This is a genomic window from Alkalimonas amylolytica, from assembly GCF_900107845.1.
Classification (GTDB): domain Bacteria; phylum Pseudomonadota; class Gammaproteobacteria; order Enterobacterales; family Alteromonadaceae; genus Alkalimonas; species Alkalimonas amylolytica.
Map to the genome: position 1 here is coordinate 314,331 of NZ_FNRM01000003.1, position 16,124 is coordinate 330,454.

Genomic DNA, 16,124 nt, shown 5'->3' on the forward strand with positions numbered 1-16,124 from the left:
CTTTAGAACCAATACATCAGTTGCAGAGCCCACAACTGCCAGTAACGATCCTGATTGGTGACTAAATCAGGCAAGACCCCGGGGGCCAACCGGCCCGTTCCTTCCATCCAGTGATGCTCCAGTTGTACTCGAACCCGGGGTGCCAAATCTTTACTGGCTGCCAGGCTAAAGCTGTGCTGATAGCCAAAGTAAGCCGGAATGCTTCCCTGAGAGCTTTGCTCTAAGTTCTTACCCCGGCGATCGTCTTTATTGGCGACAAAATAATCCAGGGTAGCATTGAGCCGAAAACCAGGGCTCACCTGGTACAAGCCCTGCACATAGCCTCCCTGACCAAACTGTTGCACTTCAAAGTCTGGGGCAAAAAAACCGCTGGTATCCATACGTTCCTGAAACACTTCAGCGACCAACTGCCAGCGTTCTTGCAGATATTGCGCATTGAACATCACGCGCTGCACCACAAAGTCGGCATCCAGGAAGGGGGCTTCTGCCGCACTTCGATAACTAAACTCCGAGTCTAGTAAAGATATCCCAAGCGTCCAGTTGCTAAATTCAGGTTGCCAAAACAGGCTGGCCTGATGCACGTACTTTTGCCGGGACTTACCCTGTACTTGCTCACCGAGCAATAACCTGGTTTGTTTATCCGATAAAGGCGTCGCCCCTAAGCTCCAGTTCAGCTCAAGGTGACCTGCCGTTGTATCGACACTTGCCTTGAGCGCCAAGCCATCGCTACTTACCGCAATATCCCTGAACGTATCAAAATACACCGACTGAGGCAGCACGATGCTGGGACGGGTCAAGGGGACATCCCGGGTACTGGAATAGATCCAGTGTTGATTCTTAAAACGCCCCGCATAGACGTTAAGACGCCAGTCCAATTGATTGACTAAAGCCCAGTCTACAAACAAATAATCCAGCTTCAAGCCATCCGGGTAACGATTTCCTCCATCCAGATAAACAACTTGCCCCGCCACACGTAAATTGGGTTGCAGTTGTAAAGCGCCATTTAGCCCCAGCTCGGTTAATGCCAAAGATGGTTCTCCACTGCGATTAATAAAGTTGCTTTTGTCGGCTTGAATGACGCCTTGTGCCAGAAAGCCATGCCACTGCCATTCGTTCGCCTGGCTTGGTAACGCCAGGCAGCCCATCAGCGCAAGAAGGCCTACAAACGGTCTGGAAAAAGGCAGACTCTCTGCCCAACGTTGAAAGTTAGAGTATTTCAATGATACGAACCCCTGTGTCCTCAGCACTGATTGAGCTGTAACCAATACTGCCAGGCGTAAGCTGAATCATTTGCAGCAGCTCCTGCTCTGAGCTGACCAATTGCGGCCGGGTACCGATCCCGGAAAAACTTAATCGATTCCATATATTATCCAGCTGATAAGGAAACATTCGTAGCTGCTCTTTACAAAAATTTTGATGCAAGGGATGATCGCTGCTGAGCACAAAAACGCGTACAGCGCTGCCATCCGGCCATTGTGTCTGACGCATGCTGAACAAGGCACGAAGCTGTGCTGGGCTTAACTGTTTTAATTCGACCGAAGGATGGGCAATAACCTGTACCGCCTGGCTGGAAAGGCTGAAAAAGAGAACAAAAACCAAAAAAAGATATTTAAACATGCTGCACCGGTACCAGAATTCCAGACACGACCAAAGTCCGCCAGTGGCCAATTGGATCTGAATACATGTGAAACTAAACACGGTACGATCAGCTGCCTTGTCATCCTGCAAAGCAGTGCCTGTCGTACATACTTGTCCATTTCATAGGAAAAACAGTGTCATAGCAAGCAGGATCATTCTTTTATTCGTTTATTATCACATCCCTGTTGACTGAATGCTCAAAAATTAGTTTTTTTTGTTCGATTTTTCACCAACTTAGCAGCTAGAACTTTGGCATTCAGCGGTCGTACTGCGTATACTGAGAGGGTAATTGACTAACCCAAGCTGCCAGAGTCCAAGCAGCAATCAGAGTAAACACAGGCATCTGACCTAGTGTTTATTGCGTACTGTTCAGCCAGTCATTCATCTTTTAGGCAGACAAAGTCTATGCGTTATACCAATACAAAAAACTTCCAACATCAGCAGCAGGATAAAGTCGGCGTTTTACTCACCAACTTAGGAACACCGGATGCGCCAACACCCAAGGCATTACGGCGCTATCTGGCCGAATTTTTGTCCGATCCAAGGGTGGTGGAAGTGCCTCGCTTGTTGTGGTGGCTCATTCTCCATGGTGTCATCTTGCGCATTCGCCCACGACGCTCTGCTAAAGCTTACGCTACTGTGTTTACTGATCAAGGCTCACCGCTGTTGTTTCATACTCAACGGCAATGCGATGCCATTCGGGCGCAACTGCAAACAAAAGGCCATCAACAGCTCGAAGTCGCCTTTGCTATGCGTTACGGCAACCCTAGTATTCAAAGCGCCTTGAACGAACTGTTCGCCAAGGGAGTCAGAAAACTGCTGGTGCTGCCCCTGTATCCACAATACTCGGCTTCAACCACAGCCTCCACCTTTGATGCTGTTGCCAAAGACTTTATGCAGCGGCGCTGGCTGCCTGACTTTCGCTTTGTTAGTCATTATCATGATTTTCCTCCTTTTATTGAGGCCGCAGCTCAGCAAATCGAACGTTTCTGGCAGCAACATGGTCGACCAGACAAACTGCTGTTTTCCTACCACGGCATTCCAAAACGTTACCTGCTAAATGGCGACCCTTACCACTGTGAGTGCTACAAAACCTCTCGTTTAATCGCTGAGCGGCTTGGGCTAACAGAAAGCGACTACATCACCTCATTTCAGTCGCGTTTTGGCCGTGAGGAGTGGTTAAAACCCTATACCGATGAAACGCTGAAAAGCCTGCCACAACAAGGAATTAAAAATGTTCAGGTATTTTGCCCGGGTTTCTCCGCCGATTGTCTGGAAACCATTGAAGAAATAGCGGAAGAAAACAAAGACTATTTCCTGCATGCAGGTGGCGAGCACTACCACTACATTCCGGCACTCAATGATAACCCGGCTCATATCGATGCCTTGTGTCAGTTGATTGAGAACAACCTGGCCCACTGGCAACTGGAAGCGGACCCGGAACGTCAGCTTAGAGCTCGTAAAGTTGGTGCAGAGCAATAGTAGCAGAGCAATAGTATAAGTACAGCGGTGAGAACCCTATGACACCACGGATCGAACCTGAGTTTGGTTCAGCCCCTTTACTGAAGCGAAAAGACTTCAGCGCAGCTGCCGAAGAGCGATCGGTACCCAAGGCTAAAGCGAAACGTCGCTACTGGCCCTGGTTATTGCCGATAGCACTGTTATTGGCCGGATGGCTGATTTGGCAGGAGATCCGTACCAGCTTCTATCAAGCGCAGCTGTTGCACTACCTCGCCCGTGGGCTGGACAGCCAGTTGATAGAAGGACCAGCCAGTGCCATCCATTTTCCAACCACAGGCCCTTACAACCATCAGCGTGGCTACAGTCTGGCTCCACAGTGGCAAACAAGCCTGGCAGCAAAAGGCTTTCGTATCACCGAGCAAAGTGAGTTCTCACCAGCTTTGCTGCGTTACAGCAAACTGGGTTTTTTTCCACCCTACCAGGAAAAGCAGCAAGCTGGCTTGCAGATCAAGGATTGTCAGCTCGACACCATCTATCAGTTTGCCTATCCACAGCGTCAGTTTGACAGCTTGCTGCAAATGCCAGCCATCATGCCGCAAATGCTGGCATTTATTGAAAACAAAAGCATTCTAAGCGCCCAATCTCCCTTTCATAATCCTGCGATTGAGTGGCCACGTTTAGGTTCGGCCATGATTGGTCAAGGCCAGCAGTGGCTGGGCCGCAATGGCAATGCCGCCGGAGGTGGCAGCACCCTGGCAACCCAATTGGAAAAATACCGACACTCACCTGCCGGACGGACCCAAGGGCTAAGCGATAAATTTCGCCAAATGCTTTCCGGCAGTGTGCGGGCTTATCAGAACTCTCCGGTAACAGCAGCTCACCGCAATCAACTGCTTTTGCATTATATCAATACGGTACCACTGGCAGCAGCACCAGGCTTTGGCGAGGTTCATGGTATAGCTGATGGCCTCTGGGCATGGTTTGGCAGCGACTATCATCGCAGCAGCATAGTGCTGAGCGAGCTTGCAACCACCGAAGAAACTGCCATTGCCTTGAAGCAGGTGCTGGCGCTGATGATCGCTCAACGGCGTCCGTCGTTTTATTTGCTGCAAGGCCATACTCAGTTGAATCAACTCACCGACTTGTATCTGCAACTGTTGGCAGAAGAGCAACTGCTTGAACGGGGTTTGGTAGCCTTAGCATTGGACACCCCCTTGGTGGTCTCACCCCACCCCTGGCAAAGCAAGCATCTTAACCGCGATCAGAAAGCCAGTCACTTGGTGCGACAGCAGCTGGATCAGCTACTGCAACTCCGGTCCTATGACAGTGATCGTCTTGATCTTCAGGCAACCAGCAGTCTGCACCTTGGCATGCAACAACAGGTAAGTCGGTTTTTACAGCAACTACGTAACCCGCAGATAGCTACGGACCAGGGGCTGGTAGGTCATCGGCTGCTCACTGCAGAGCAAGCAGGCAAGGTAGAGTACAGTTTTGTCCTGTATCAACGCCAACACAATGGTTACCAGCTCAGAGTGCAGACCGATACCTCTGCAGCGGCTTTTGATTTAAACAGCCAGAGCAAACTGGAGCTTGGCTCAACAGCCAAGTTACGAGTCCTGGTCAGTTATCTGGAAATTATTGCCGAGTTGTATCAGCGTTATGCTGGTGAGGCGACGACTGAACTGCAACTGCTGGATATCGCACCTCAGGATCACATCAGTCGTTGGGTCATCGATCAACTGCTGCAATCGCCGGATCTGGATCTACCGCAGTTGCTGCAGTTGGCCCTGGAGCGACGTTACAGTGCCAGCCCGGCGGAAAGCTTTTTTACCGGTGGCGGCCTGCATAGTTTCGGCAACTTTATGGCTGAAGACAATACCCGAACCCCTACCTTGCTGGAAGCAACCCAGGAGTCGATTAACTTGCCTTTCGTGCGCCTGCTGCGCGATGTGATCAATTACAGCATTTACCACAAGGATACCCAAGGCCAGCAACTGTTGGCGGAAGATGATGGCACTCGGCGCTCCAACTACCTCAGCAGCTTTGCTGATCGGGAAGGAGCCAGTTACCTGCAGCAGTTTTGGCGTAAACATCGGCAGCAGGATACCAGTCAACGTTTGCAATTATTACTGCAGACTGCACGGCAACGACCAGACCGACTGGCCGCCATTTACCTGTGGCTGCACCCTCAGGCCAACTTACAGCAATTGGAAGACTTTCTTGCCAGGGAATCCAGCGGAGGTATCAGCAGCAATCAATTGGAGCGTTGGCATCGTAGCTTTTCACGGCGACAGCTTAGCTTGCCTGATCATGCTTACCATGCCAGAGTGCATCCGCTCGAGCTATGGTTGGTTGGCACATTACAACAAAATCCTGAGTTAAATTGGCCAGACATACTGGCAATGAGTACCAACGAACGTCAAGAAGTCTACCAGTGGCTGTTTCGAACCAGGCATCGCAGTGCCCGTGATAATCGCATCGGTATTATGCTGGAAATCGAAGCATTCTGGGATTTGCATTACCGTTGGCAGCAGCTGGGTTATCCCTTTGATCATCTGGTCCCCTCATTAGCCACTGCACTTGGCAGTTCAGGCGACCGTCCTGCAGCTCTGGCCGAGTTGATGGCCATTATTATGAATGATGGCATCCGCTACCCAAACCAGCCCCTGCAGGAGTTGTTGCTCGGAGAAGACACCCCTTATCACACCCGCTGGCAGCAAGGTCAGCAGCAAGGGATCCGGGTGATGGAGCCGGAAGTGGCGACTGCACTGCGTCAGGTGTTGCACCAGGTCGTTCAGGATGGTACCGGTAGACGCCTGCAAGGCAGCTATCAACAACTGGGGCTAACAGGCGGTAAAACCGGTACTGGGGATAATCGAATTAATACGGTTGACAGTCGTGGCAATCGTATCGATCAGCGCAGCCTGAACCGTACGGCAACTTTGGTGTTTTACTTAGGGCCGGATTACTTTGGTACCTTAACCGCCTATGCCGCAGGTGCTCAGGCGGAGCAATTGCGTTTTACTTCGGCACTGCCAGTCCAGGTGCTTAAGAGCATGGAGCCGGTGTTGCTTCCTTACTTGCTGCAGGGTTGCCCATCTCAGCCATAACCACCTGATTGCGTCCCTGCGCTTTAGCCCGGTACAAGGCGGCATCAGCACGGGCTAGCCATTGCTCCCAGCTCTCGCCGGGAGCCAGAACGGCAACGCCAACAGAAGCACTGACCGTTCGCTGACTGCTGCGCAGCTCTTTGTCTATCACAGCATGCAGCTTTTCGGCCACAGCCAATGCTTCCTCTTGCGTGATGTCTTCCAGTAAAACGACAAACTCTTCACCACCAAATCGATACACTTGATCAGACATACGGGTGTGCTTTTGCAACAACTGAACCAGCTCCACCAGAATAGCATCACCAGCCTGATGGCCTTCACTGTCATTAATCTGCTTAAAAAAATCCAGATCAAACAACAACATGGCAATCTCATTATGCCTACTGCGTCGTCCCGATCCTGCGGCAAATTCCAGTGCCTGATCCAATTGACGCCGGTTGGCAGCACCTGTTAACGCATCCTGAGCAGCCATTGATTCTAATTGACGGCGCTGCACCAACATCCGGTAAGCAAACACATAAGAAAAAAAGCTGGTCACAGCGCTGGTCACCACAAAAGATACCAGTTGAAACCCATCCAAAAATATTTTGCCGGGTATGAGCGCAGCAAGCAGCAACAAGGTCACCAGCACCAGAAGTAGTAAAAGCAATGCCCGCAATGGCGGCACCAAAAAGAAAATAAACACGATAAAAGGATAGGTCCAGAATAAACCAACTGGCCCCAGGCCAAAGACCACGATCACCACACCAGCACAAAACATGCAAGCAACGAAGAAGCCAGCAGCTTTGGTATTGCCCGTCAACCAGGCATACGCGACCGCGGCAAGCGTGGACACAACAAGAATACTATCTACCGCAGCAATCAAATAACTGCCATCCCAGTAACGATAAATAGCATAGGGTGTGACGCAGACCAGCACCATAATGCCAACCAGGCTAAGCATGGCTAAGTGAAAGTCTCGCTGCAATCGGGCAATCAAAACGACCTCGAAGGTTAAATTATCGACGCCTACTATACGGACAAGTCTAGTTGCGGTGCAACCTTAACTTGTCAGAGCTCTGGCTAGCTGCTGATATTCAGCGATGACCCAATCGGCCTGAGAGGAGAACTGGTGATTATTCGCATTCAGCAATAGACAAGACTGAGCGCCAGCATTGGCTGCCGTCGTCAAATCAAAGTGATAATCACCGACATACAGCAAGCGCTGTACTTTGGTGTGGTAGTGAGCTGCAATGCGATATAAGCCTTCAGGATCGGGTTTGGCTGCACAGTCTTCCCGTGTCAAAACCAGAGAAATTGGGATCTGCAATTTCTGGATCATCAGCTGGGTCGCAGCCCGCATATTACGCGTTAAAATAGCCGTCGGAATGCCTTGCGCCTGAAATTGACTCAAACATTCCAGCACTCCGGGTAATAATACCGACTGCTCAGCCGCCTGCATTTCATGGCGATAAATGACCCCAGCGGCATGTTGTCGACTGATTTCATCCGGCAACATGGCCATCGACTGCAACAAATCACTGGCATCTTGCCAACCCAGCTCTTGGCGAATGGCAACAAAGTCAAGCGGGCTGTCGACCAGAGTACCATCCAGATCAAAGGCCACCACATCAATATCTGCTCGTATTGAGCTTGTCAGCATCCGCATGCGTATCTACTCCGGTGACATAATGAATGAGCGACAAAGTGCCTAGGAGCGATCCCCAAACAGCCATTGCCAGAAGCTGCGTTTACGCAACTGGTGATACTCAATCCGTAATCGGTCAATTTGCTGCAGCTTTTGCTCTGCCTGCGCAAGCTGACCATTTAACAAGGCTAGCTCAATACCATCCAGCTTGGCAGCTACGCGCTGAAAACCTTCGATAAATTGCTCAGCCAAATCATCCCGCATCGGTGCCTGCTGAGCAGCGACTATACCTTGCTGCATTTGGCGCACATGGACCAGACGCTGCTCAGTCGAGTCGGCTTCTACTGCCTGACGATACTGAAATGAGAAGGTTTTCATGATCACCTCCAAGCTATCCGTCTGTGAGGTATAACCGTACAGCTGACTACTCCAACTCACTACTGCGAATAGCAAAACAGCAAAGCTTAATTTCATGGGGTTACCTCCGGAAAAATATCGCTAAGATCCTACCATGTCACTTCCGGCAAGCCTAGCCACAACGAAACTGGTATACTTGCAAAAAAACAACAGGATCCATGTATGACGCATTTTCCAGACGACGCGAACGGCGATATGTTGCAACTGCTGGTTGAATCCGGCTTTAGACTACAACAAGAGACTGAGCTTGATTTTTATATCTTTTTTAAACGACAGGACAAAGCAGAAACAGCCCTGGCTGCATTTACTGAGCAGTACCCACAAGACAGACTGCAACTGGCTTTGGATGCGGCCAGTCAGTGGGAGCTTAAATTAAGCAAGCAGCTGCCGCTAAGCTATCAGGCAATAACTGATTTTGAAGCAGAGCTGGAAGCATTGACCAAAAAGTTTGCTGGCAAATACGATGGCTGGGGTGTCCAGGAGCCTGACGAGTCCAGCTAAATTTGTTCTTTAACAGCCTGGCGCTGATAGTACAGGATCAGCGCAATTAAATAGACTTGCAGCAAAGCAGTGCCCAACAAGCCCAGCAACGCTTGCCACTCAAGGTACTTTTCGGTATAGACATAAAGTGCCAGATTGCCTACAGCAAAGGCGCTCCAGCTAAGAGCTGATACCCCGGTGGCATTTTTTACTCGCAGTAAATGTACCACCTGCACCAATGTCGCCACCGGAAAAATAATTGCAGGTATCATCCCCACCCAATCAATCCAACTCATGTACCATCTCCCCGGGTTGAAGCCTCTATTGCAAAGCCTGGTCTAGCTAGCAAAAGCAAGCCATAAGCTGCGGCCACTGAGCAGCAAGCTGATAACAAAGACAAGGCCACCCACTATATTTTGCCGCCAGTTATTACGGTAACGCCCAAGTATTGCCATGTTCATAGCGGCCAGTAAACAAAAGGTAATCACTGGCAACAAAATACCATTGGCCACCTGCGCAAACCAAATCACCGACACTGGACGCAAACCCAACGAAGAAACCACCACGCCAATCAGAATGATGGTGAGCCAGGTCAAGCGAAAGTGCAGATTCGACAGCTGTAAAATCCCCCTCAGCGCATAAGCAGCTGCCAAAGGTGCCGTGACGGCAGAGGACAACCCAGCAGCGAGTAAGCCAAGCGCCATCAGGTAAGTCGCTCGTTGACCAAACAAAGGCTCCAGCGATACCGCCAGATCAGCGGCATTTTCAATGGCAAGACCTCGTCCAAAGTAGGCCGTGGCGGCAGTTGAAACGACAGCTAGCGAAATAAGCCCACCCAAAGGAATTGAAGTGCGCAAGTCGGCATTGGATTGCTGCAATGCCTCCGCTTTATTATGCACTCCCTGCCATTTATTGGCTGAACTGGCTGCATGCAAGAACAATGAATACGGCACCACTGTAGTGCCGATTAATGCAATCACCGTCAGTGTGGCCCCGCGAGGAATAGCGGGCAGTAACAGACCTTGCAGCATAGCACCATAATCCGGACGGGTCAGCAACATGGTACTGACAAAAGCCAGGCTCATCAGTAACACCAAGCCAATCAGACAGCGTTCAATCAGCCGATAATTGCCATGCCACAACACCGATACTGCCAGAGTTCCTATCAATAAAGCCCATGGGTTTAGCCCTGTATAAGCGCGAATGCTGCTGATAATGAGGGTATCTCCCCAGATAGCATCAGCCCCTAGGCTGGCTCCAGTAATATTCCCCCCCTGATAAGCACTGTTGCCAATGACGATGGCGGCTATTACCAATAAAAACAATAAGAACTTCAGTGCCGGTTGAGCCACCAGCTGGCGCAGATTTTCTCCAAGCCCCATCCCTGTAACAATCCCCAGCCGAGCAGCCATTTCCTGCAAAATCATGGTAGCCAGTACAGAGAACAACAGAGCCCATAGCAAAGCATAGCCATAATTGGCGCCTGCTAATGAAGCAGTGACCACTGTGCCAGGGCCAATAAATGCGGCGGCAACCAAGGTGGCGGGACCAAGCCGGAACCAAGAGCGCATAGTGACGAATGTCCTTACAAGAAAACTGTATGGCTTAGTATGCCTGTTGGTAGCAGCAATGCAATTCTTGCTCTTGAAATGATCAGTTCGTCCACAGGACTCGTACTGTGCAATACAGCCAATTGATTAACCACAGTATTCAAGGAGCCCTCTTGTCAGAAGATGATAACGCCATGCCGATTCTGTTTTATGATGGTCGCTGCAGCCTTTGCGCCAGAGAGATGAAACTCCTCGAACCACGCCTGACGGGCAAAATCGTACTGAAAAATCTGCATGATGCCAATTTTGAGGCATTTAAAGGGGTCGGCAAAATAAGCATGATGAAACAGCTGCACTTGTGGGATGGTCAACAGTTTATTACTGGCTTTGATGCCAGTTTGTATTATTGGCAGCTGGCAGGCTTTCATCGAACCACACGCTTACTTCGCCTGCCTCCGCTGTACGTAATTAGTCGCCTAGGCTATCGATTGTGGGCTCATTGGCGCGAAAAAAGTGGCAAGTGCAGTCTTGAATAATGAAGCGTAAAATACAAAACAGACCCGCCAGCAAAAGGCAGCAACACCTCGATCAGCTGCTCCTTGAGAAACATCAACAACTGTTCCACGCGTTGTTTAGCCACCCCAGCTTAAAACAACAGTGCCAACAACGTCTGGAGAACATGTACCAAGTAGGCTTTGTCAAACACAATGCCTATGTTTTTTGGGACAGCTTGCTCAGTTCGAATCTCACTGAAAAAGATTTTTGGGATGCTCTGACCAACCCATCTCCCCAGCATTGCAAGTATCGTAGAAAAAGCCCTTGCCTTTGGTTACTGGCTACAGCAAACAGTTCAATCACACTTGGTCGCACAGAGCTGAAGCCAATCAATTAGTCTTAACTAAAAAACTGTTGATAAATAAAGCAATTGGCTTTCTAATCGATAGTTGCTATTTTTAAAATGTCGTCTCTGACTCAGGACAGTTATGTTTTTTGCATCCAGCGCCCCTTTGTATGGCTCAACCCAGCCTAAATTATTTGGCTTTAGCTTGCTCCTGAGTGCTGTCATTATCTGTCTGATGCTACCCCCACCAGCCTGGTCGATCGAAACAGATCCGCAACTGGAGCAACAGCTGGATCAGTATCTGAATATCCTGGATCAGGACCAAGAGCTTTCTTTGCAACAGCTGCAAACGATGCAGCAACAACTTCAAGCCAATACGCCCCCGGCTTCAGTCACACGTCTTTATGCGATGAAAGTGTTTTACTACTTATACAACAACGACGAAGTACAATTAGCAGCGGCTCTTGAACAACTTGGCAATTTCGCCAGACAGCATCCGAGTCCGGACGTGATGGCCGAAGCCCTCGCTACTCAAGTTGAAGTACTGTTCTATCAGGGCCAGATGAATGAGGCCTACCAAACCATTGTTGAATTGGAGTCTTTTCTTGAGTCTGTCAAGCAACCTCGCATACGATTTTATGCCAACAATCTGTTAGGTCGAATTTACATCCTGGACAATCAGTTCGAGCTGGCCAGTAAGCATTTGCATGCGGCTATGGAAGCTGTGCTCGAAACCGATGATGACCGTACGGCTATCCGGCGCACGTATTTACTAAGCCAGCTGGCGCAACTTCATGCGGATATGCAAAATCTTGAGCAAGGGCTTGAGTTGATTAACCAAGCTATTGCCGGTGTACCAGATAAAATAAAAGATCACCTGCCTGACTTCTATCTAACAAAAGGTTACATCGAAGGTGAGTTGGGCCAGCATGAAGCATCTATTCAGACGCATTATCTGGCGCTGGAACAGGCCACTCAGCAGGGCTATCAGGGTATAGCCCTGCTGAGCCTGAACAATATAGGGGCAGCCCATATACTACTTCATCAATATCAGCAAGCCATTGAGCCGCTGCTTCAAGCCAAAGAGCTGGCCATTGAGCTGGAGGATGAATACACCCAACAGCTAGTCTTGCTCAACCTCGGTTACATTGAAGTGATGCAAGGCAATTATGACGAAGGCTTGCAGCAGATGCGTAGCAGCATCGAGTATTACCGTGAGCATGGCCGTCGCTCCGATTTAGAGCGCTTCTTAACCGAATTTGCCAAAGCGCTTCATCACGCAGGCTACCATAGCGAAGAGGCAGCCATCCTGCGTGAACAACGGGACCTGAACAAAGAGCTGTTCCAGGCAGATAGGGAGCGCATCCTCGCAGAGATGCAACAACGCTTTCAAGCCAGAGAGCAAGCACACCATATCCAACGGCTGGAACAAGCCAATGCTCTGCAAGAGCGCACCATCGAGAACAAGCAATTGCAGAACCGACTGATTTTACTGGCGGCTTTTGCTTCTGCCCTGGCAGGTATTTTAATGTGGCAACTGTATCGCAAGGTCCGCCACATTAACCGCCGCCTAAAAGAAGCCAACAAGCAGCTGGAGTTTCAGTCGCTGCGTGACCCACTGACCGGCCTGTTCAATCGGCGATCATTTCAACAGCGGATGGCCAAGCGTTGGCAACAAAAAGAACACCGTCATCATGGCGAAGAGCGTGATGCCTTGATTTTACTTGATATTGATTTCTTCAAACAAATCAATGATCAACATGGCCACGCCGCTGGCGATGACATCCTGATAGAGGTTGCCAAACGCCTGACCCAGTCACTACGACAACATGATCAGGCCATTCGCTGGGGTGGCGAAGAATTTTTGCTGTATTTGCACCGCATTAAGCCCAAAGACTTGAATACGCTGGTTGAACGCACCTTGTATCTGCTGGCAGAAAAACCCTTTATGGTCAATGGACAACCGATCGTCGTCACCGCCACCGCTGGTTTTATTACCCTGCCCTTTGACGATATTCCAGAGGAAAAACTCAACTGGGAAAAAGCCCTGCAATTGGCTGATCTCGCTCTTTACTCTGGCAAATCCAAAGGCCGAAATCAGGCTTGCGGCGTCACCGGCCTTCACGTACCCTTAACGGAAATCATGACGAGCTTTGATGTGGAACAAAATCAGCCACTGACACTGCAACAACTGACATGCAGTGAAGTTGCAGGCCCTAAAGTCCATCGCACTTAACCGCTTCAACCTAAGGGAGAACTCCGGGTGCAAGAAGAGCTGAGAATTAAGATACGAAACCTTGAAGTCAGCGATTATCCGCAATTAAAGCGCTTAATGGACCGGATTTATACAGACTTGGGTGGGTCCTGGCCAAGGCACACCATCGAAAAACTAATCCAGGACTTTCCGGATGGCCAGTTCTGCGTGGTAGATCACGACGATATTGTAGGCGTTGCGCTTTCCTTGCAGGTCGATTACGACCGCTTTAGCAACCCGCATACTTACGATGAGCTGATCAGCCAGCGGATGACCATCCTGAATAACCCGCACGGTGATGCGCTCTATGGTTTGGATGTGCTGATTGACCCGGATTATCGTGGCTATCGCTTGGGCCGTCGTTTATACGAGGTAAGAAAAGAGCTGTGCCGTCAGCAAAACCTGCGCGCCATTATCGCTGGTGGCAGGATCCCCAATTTCCATCAGTACAGCGATGAGATGTCGGCTGCCGACTACCTGGAAGCTGTGAAGCGACGGGAGATTTACGATCCTATTCTTACCTTCCAACTTTCCAACGACTTTCAGTTAAAGCGTTTGCTGAAAAAGTACCTGCCAGAGGACGAAAAATCCCAAGGCTACGCTACCTTGCTGGAGTGGAACAATATTTTCTATGAGCCCCCAGGCCGCCTGATTGAAAGCCGTAAAACCCAAATCCGGGTTGGTGCGGTGCAGTGGCAAATGCGCCAAGCAACCTCCGTTGATGAAGTATTGCAACAGGTTGAATACTTCGTGGACGCCCTATCCGATTACAAAAGCGACTTTGCGCTGTTCCCGGAGTTTTTTAACGCCCCGCTGATGGGCCTGTGCGACAACAAATCCAACCAAACCGAAGCTATTCGCTTTTTGGCCGGCTTTACCGAGCGCTTTCGGCAGGAAATGTCCAATATGGCGGTCAGCTACAACATCAACATCATCACTGGCTCCATGCCTTTGCTGCTGGGTGATGACTTGTTCAATGTCAGCTATCTTTGCCGGCGCGATGGTACCGTCGAAATGCAAAGCAAAATCCATATTACGCCGCATGAACGTCGGGACTGGGTCATCCAAGGTGGTGATAAACTGCAGGTATTTCAAACGGATGCCGGTCGTATCGGCATTCTGATTTGCTATGATGTAGAGTTTCCGGAGCTAAGCCGGCTGTTGGCAGAGCAGGAAATGGATGTGCTCTTTGTGCCCTTTTGGACTGATACGAAAAATGGTTACCTTCGGGTGCGCCACTGTGCTCAAGCCAGAGCCATTGAAGATGAATGCTATGTGGTGATTTGCGGTAGCTGCGGTAACCTGCCATCGGTCGATAATCTGGATGTGCAGTACGCCCAATCGGCGGTATTCTCACCATCCGACTTTGCGTTTCCGCACGATGCCGTCATGTCAGAAACTACACCTAACACCGAAATGCTGATGTTCTCTGATCTGGATCTGGACCGTTTAACACAAATTCGCAATGAAGGCTCTGTTACGAACTTAAAAGATCGACGCCACGATTTGTATCAAGTAAGCTGGCTTGGCAAACACAGCATGAAAGAGACCCCTTCAACATGAAGCTTCTGATCACCACTTTGGCCCTTCTGGCACTGCAGTCCTTGCTAGTTTTCAAACTAAGCACCGAGCTGGTACCAGCATCCATACTGCAGCTGTGGCTGCTGCTTCCAGCCGTGGCTGCGGCTGGTATTTGTATTTTTTTGCACCTTCGTTATCAGTTAAACAAGCTATTTCCGCTGGCCGCTCTGCTGATACACCTGGTGGCTTTGCTACCCTACATTGGCCTGATGAATAACCCAGCAGAGGGTGAGCGCGCCATTCTGATCCTGGCCATGGTACCGCTCTATCAAAATCTAGCATTGTTGATTGTCGGACTGATCGACTATGTTCGTCGCCGTGAAGCCAATAAACGCCTGGCTGCCCAGTAAGCAGCCAGTACAAGCAGATCGTGTTCTGTAACAAAATCAGATACACTTAGCCCATGGTGGTTTATCCCTTTCTCCTATGCACAAAGATCATATTTACGCCGAACCGCTGGCGCATATTCAGGATTTTCGCTTCGACGATCAGGTAGCCGATGTCTTTCCGGATATGATTCAGCGATCAGTGCCCGGTTATCAGAGCATTATCCAAACCATAGGCCAGTTGACTAACCGCTTCCAGCAAGCCGATAGCCACTATTATGACCTAGGCTGTTCATTAGGCGCAGCCAGCCTGGCAATGCGGCGCAATATCAGCGCTGCAGGCTGCAAAATTATTGCCGTTGATAACAGTGCGGCCATGGTGCAGCGCTGTCAGCGCCACCTGGAGGCTTTTCGCTCCGAAGTCCCGGTAGAGGTGATTGAAGGTGATATCCGCGCGCTAGCGCTCAGTAATGCAGCGATGGTGGTGGTGAACTTCACACTGCAGTTTTTAGCTAAGCAAGATAGAGCCAGCTTGCTAACTCGCATTTATCAGGCGTTAAAGCCCGGCGGAATTTTGCTGTTATCTGAAAAAATCATCAGTCCACATGCGCACAGCAACCAATTGCTGGTGGATTTGCATCACGACTTTAAGCGAGCCAATGGCTACAGCGAACTTGAAATCAGCCAAAAACGCACCGCGCTGGAAAATGTGATGCAGCCCGACAGTATCGAAGAACACCAGCAGCGCTTGCAGCTAGCAGGCTTTGAAGAAAGCACCGTCTGGTTCCAGTGCTTTAACTTTTGCTCGATGATTGCTTTTAAACAGCCTTGAGATCAGC

Annotated in this window: 16 protein-coding genes; 9 read left to right on the top strand and 7 right to left on the bottom strand. The window is 49.9% G+C overall.

Going from position 1 to position 16,124, the window contains the following annotated elements; translation table 11 throughout:
- Window positions 1–2: 2 nt before the first annotated feature.
- A complete protein-coding gene (locus BLW37_RS07705) occupies window positions 3–1,220 on the bottom strand; it encodes a hypothetical protein (protein ID WP_245785652.1) in 1,218 nt (405 codons plus the stop codon).
- Complete coding sequence (locus tag BLW37_RS07710; RefSeq protein ID WP_091341581.1) at window positions 1,207–1,617, bottom strand: hypothetical protein; 411 nt, start codon at window positions 1,615–1,617, stop codon at window positions 1,207–1,209. The genes BLW37_RS07705 and BLW37_RS07710 overlap by 14 nt, the downstream gene beginning before the upstream one ends.
- A 426-nt stretch (window positions 1,618–2,043) precedes the next feature.
- Here BLW37_RS07710 and hemH point away from each other — a divergent pair, with 426 nt between their 5' ends.
- Both hemH and BLW37_RS07720 read left to right on the top strand, forming a co-directional pair.
- Window positions 2,044–3,120, top strand: coding sequence for a ferrochelatase (hemH, locus tag BLW37_RS07715; protein ID WP_091341583.1), 1,077 nt, complete (start codon window positions 2,044–2,046; stop codon window positions 3,118–3,120).
- 38 nt (window positions 3,121–3,158) lie between these two features.
- Complete coding sequence (locus tag BLW37_RS07720) at window positions 3,159–6,209, top strand: transglycosylase domain-containing protein (RefSeq protein WP_091341585.1); 3,051 nt, start codon at window positions 3,159–3,161, stop codon at window positions 6,207–6,209.
- Here the strand turns inward: BLW37_RS07720 and BLW37_RS07725 are convergent.
- The 3 genes from BLW37_RS07725 to BLW37_RS07735 all read right to left on the bottom strand — a co-directional run bounded on the left by BLW37_RS07725 (window position 6,148) and on the right by BLW37_RS07735 (window position 8,214).
- Window positions 6,148–7,188: a GGDEF domain-containing protein gene (locus tag BLW37_RS07725; protein WP_091341587.1), complete on the bottom strand. Its 1,041-nt coding sequence runs from the start codon at window positions 7,186–7,188 to the stop codon at window positions 6,148–6,150. The two genes, BLW37_RS07720 and BLW37_RS07725, sit on opposite strands and share 62 nt — an antisense overlap.
- Before the next feature lie 63 nt (window positions 7,189–7,251).
- Window positions 7,252–7,857, bottom strand: coding sequence for an HAD family hydrolase (locus BLW37_RS07730; protein WP_245785653.1), 606 nt, complete (start codon window positions 7,855–7,857; stop codon window positions 7,252–7,254).
- 42 nt (window positions 7,858–7,899) lie between these two features.
- Window positions 7,900–8,214, bottom strand: coding sequence for a cytochrome b562 (locus BLW37_RS07735; protein WP_171907576.1), 315 nt, complete (start codon window positions 8,212–8,214; stop codon window positions 7,900–7,902).
- A gap of 201 nt (window positions 8,215–8,415) precedes the next feature.
- Here BLW37_RS07735 and BLW37_RS07740 point away from each other — a divergent pair, with 201 nt between their 5' ends.
- Window positions 8,416–8,754, top strand: coding sequence for a ribonuclease E inhibitor RraB (locus BLW37_RS07740; protein ID WP_091341591.1), 339 nt, complete (start codon window positions 8,416–8,418; stop codon window positions 8,752–8,754).
- Here the strand turns inward: BLW37_RS07740 and BLW37_RS07745 are convergent.
- Window positions 8,751–9,029: a hypothetical protein gene (locus tag BLW37_RS07745; RefSeq protein WP_091341592.1), complete on the bottom strand. Its 279-nt coding sequence runs from the start codon at window positions 9,027–9,029 to the stop codon at window positions 8,751–8,753. The genes BLW37_RS07740 and BLW37_RS07745 overlap by 4 nt on opposite strands.
- Before the next feature lie 42 nt (window positions 9,030–9,071).
- Window positions 9,072–10,304 carry an Nramp family divalent metal transporter gene (locus tag BLW37_RS07750; RefSeq protein ID WP_091341594.1) on the bottom strand — a complete coding sequence of 411 codons (1,233 nt, stop codon included), beginning with the start codon at window positions 10,302–10,304 and terminating at the stop codon, window positions 9,072–9,074.
- Between the two features lie 152 nt (window positions 10,305–10,456).
- Between BLW37_RS07750 and BLW37_RS07755 the strand changes: the two genes are divergently transcribed.
- The 6 genes from BLW37_RS07755 (at window position 10,457) to cmoA (ending at window position 16,117) form a co-directional block, all read left to right on the top strand.
- Window positions 10,457–10,819 (top strand): thiol-disulfide oxidoreductase DCC family protein, encoded by a 363-nt coding sequence (locus tag BLW37_RS07755; RefSeq protein WP_139243677.1) that lies wholly within the window; start codon window positions 10,457–10,459, stop codon window positions 10,817–10,819.
- Window positions 10,819–11,175, top strand: a complete 357-nt coding sequence (locus BLW37_RS07760) for a hypothetical protein (RefSeq protein ID WP_091341597.1) — start codon at window positions 10,819–10,821, stop codon at window positions 11,173–11,175. The genes BLW37_RS07755 and BLW37_RS07760 overlap by 1 nt, the downstream gene beginning before the upstream one ends.
- 91 nt (window positions 11,176–11,266) lie before the next feature.
- The gene (locus BLW37_RS07765; protein ID WP_091341598.1) at window positions 11,267–13,360 is read left to right on the top strand and encodes a tetratricopeptide repeat-containing diguanylate cyclase; all 2,094 of its coding nucleotides are present in this window, start codon (window positions 11,267–11,269) and stop codon (window positions 13,358–13,360) included.
- Between the two features lie 27 nt (window positions 13,361–13,387).
- Entirely contained in the window at window positions 13,388–14,941 is a 1,554-nt protein-coding gene (locus BLW37_RS07770) for a bifunctional GNAT family N-acetyltransferase/carbon-nitrogen hydrolase family protein (RefSeq protein WP_091341600.1), read from the top strand.
- Window positions 14,938–15,309 carry a hypothetical protein gene (locus tag BLW37_RS07775; protein WP_091341602.1) on the top strand — a complete coding sequence of 124 codons (372 nt, stop codon included), beginning with the start codon at window positions 14,938–14,940 and terminating at the stop codon, window positions 15,307–15,309. Before BLW37_RS07770 ends, BLW37_RS07775 begins: the two co-directional genes overlap by 4 nt.
- Before the next feature lie 76 nt (window positions 15,310–15,385).
- Window positions 15,386–16,117 (top strand): carboxy-S-adenosyl-L-methionine synthase CmoA, encoded by a 732-nt coding sequence (gene cmoA / locus BLW37_RS07780; protein ID WP_091341603.1) that lies wholly within the window; start codon window positions 15,386–15,388, stop codon window positions 16,115–16,117.
- Window positions 16,118–16,124: the final 7 nt, after the last annotated feature.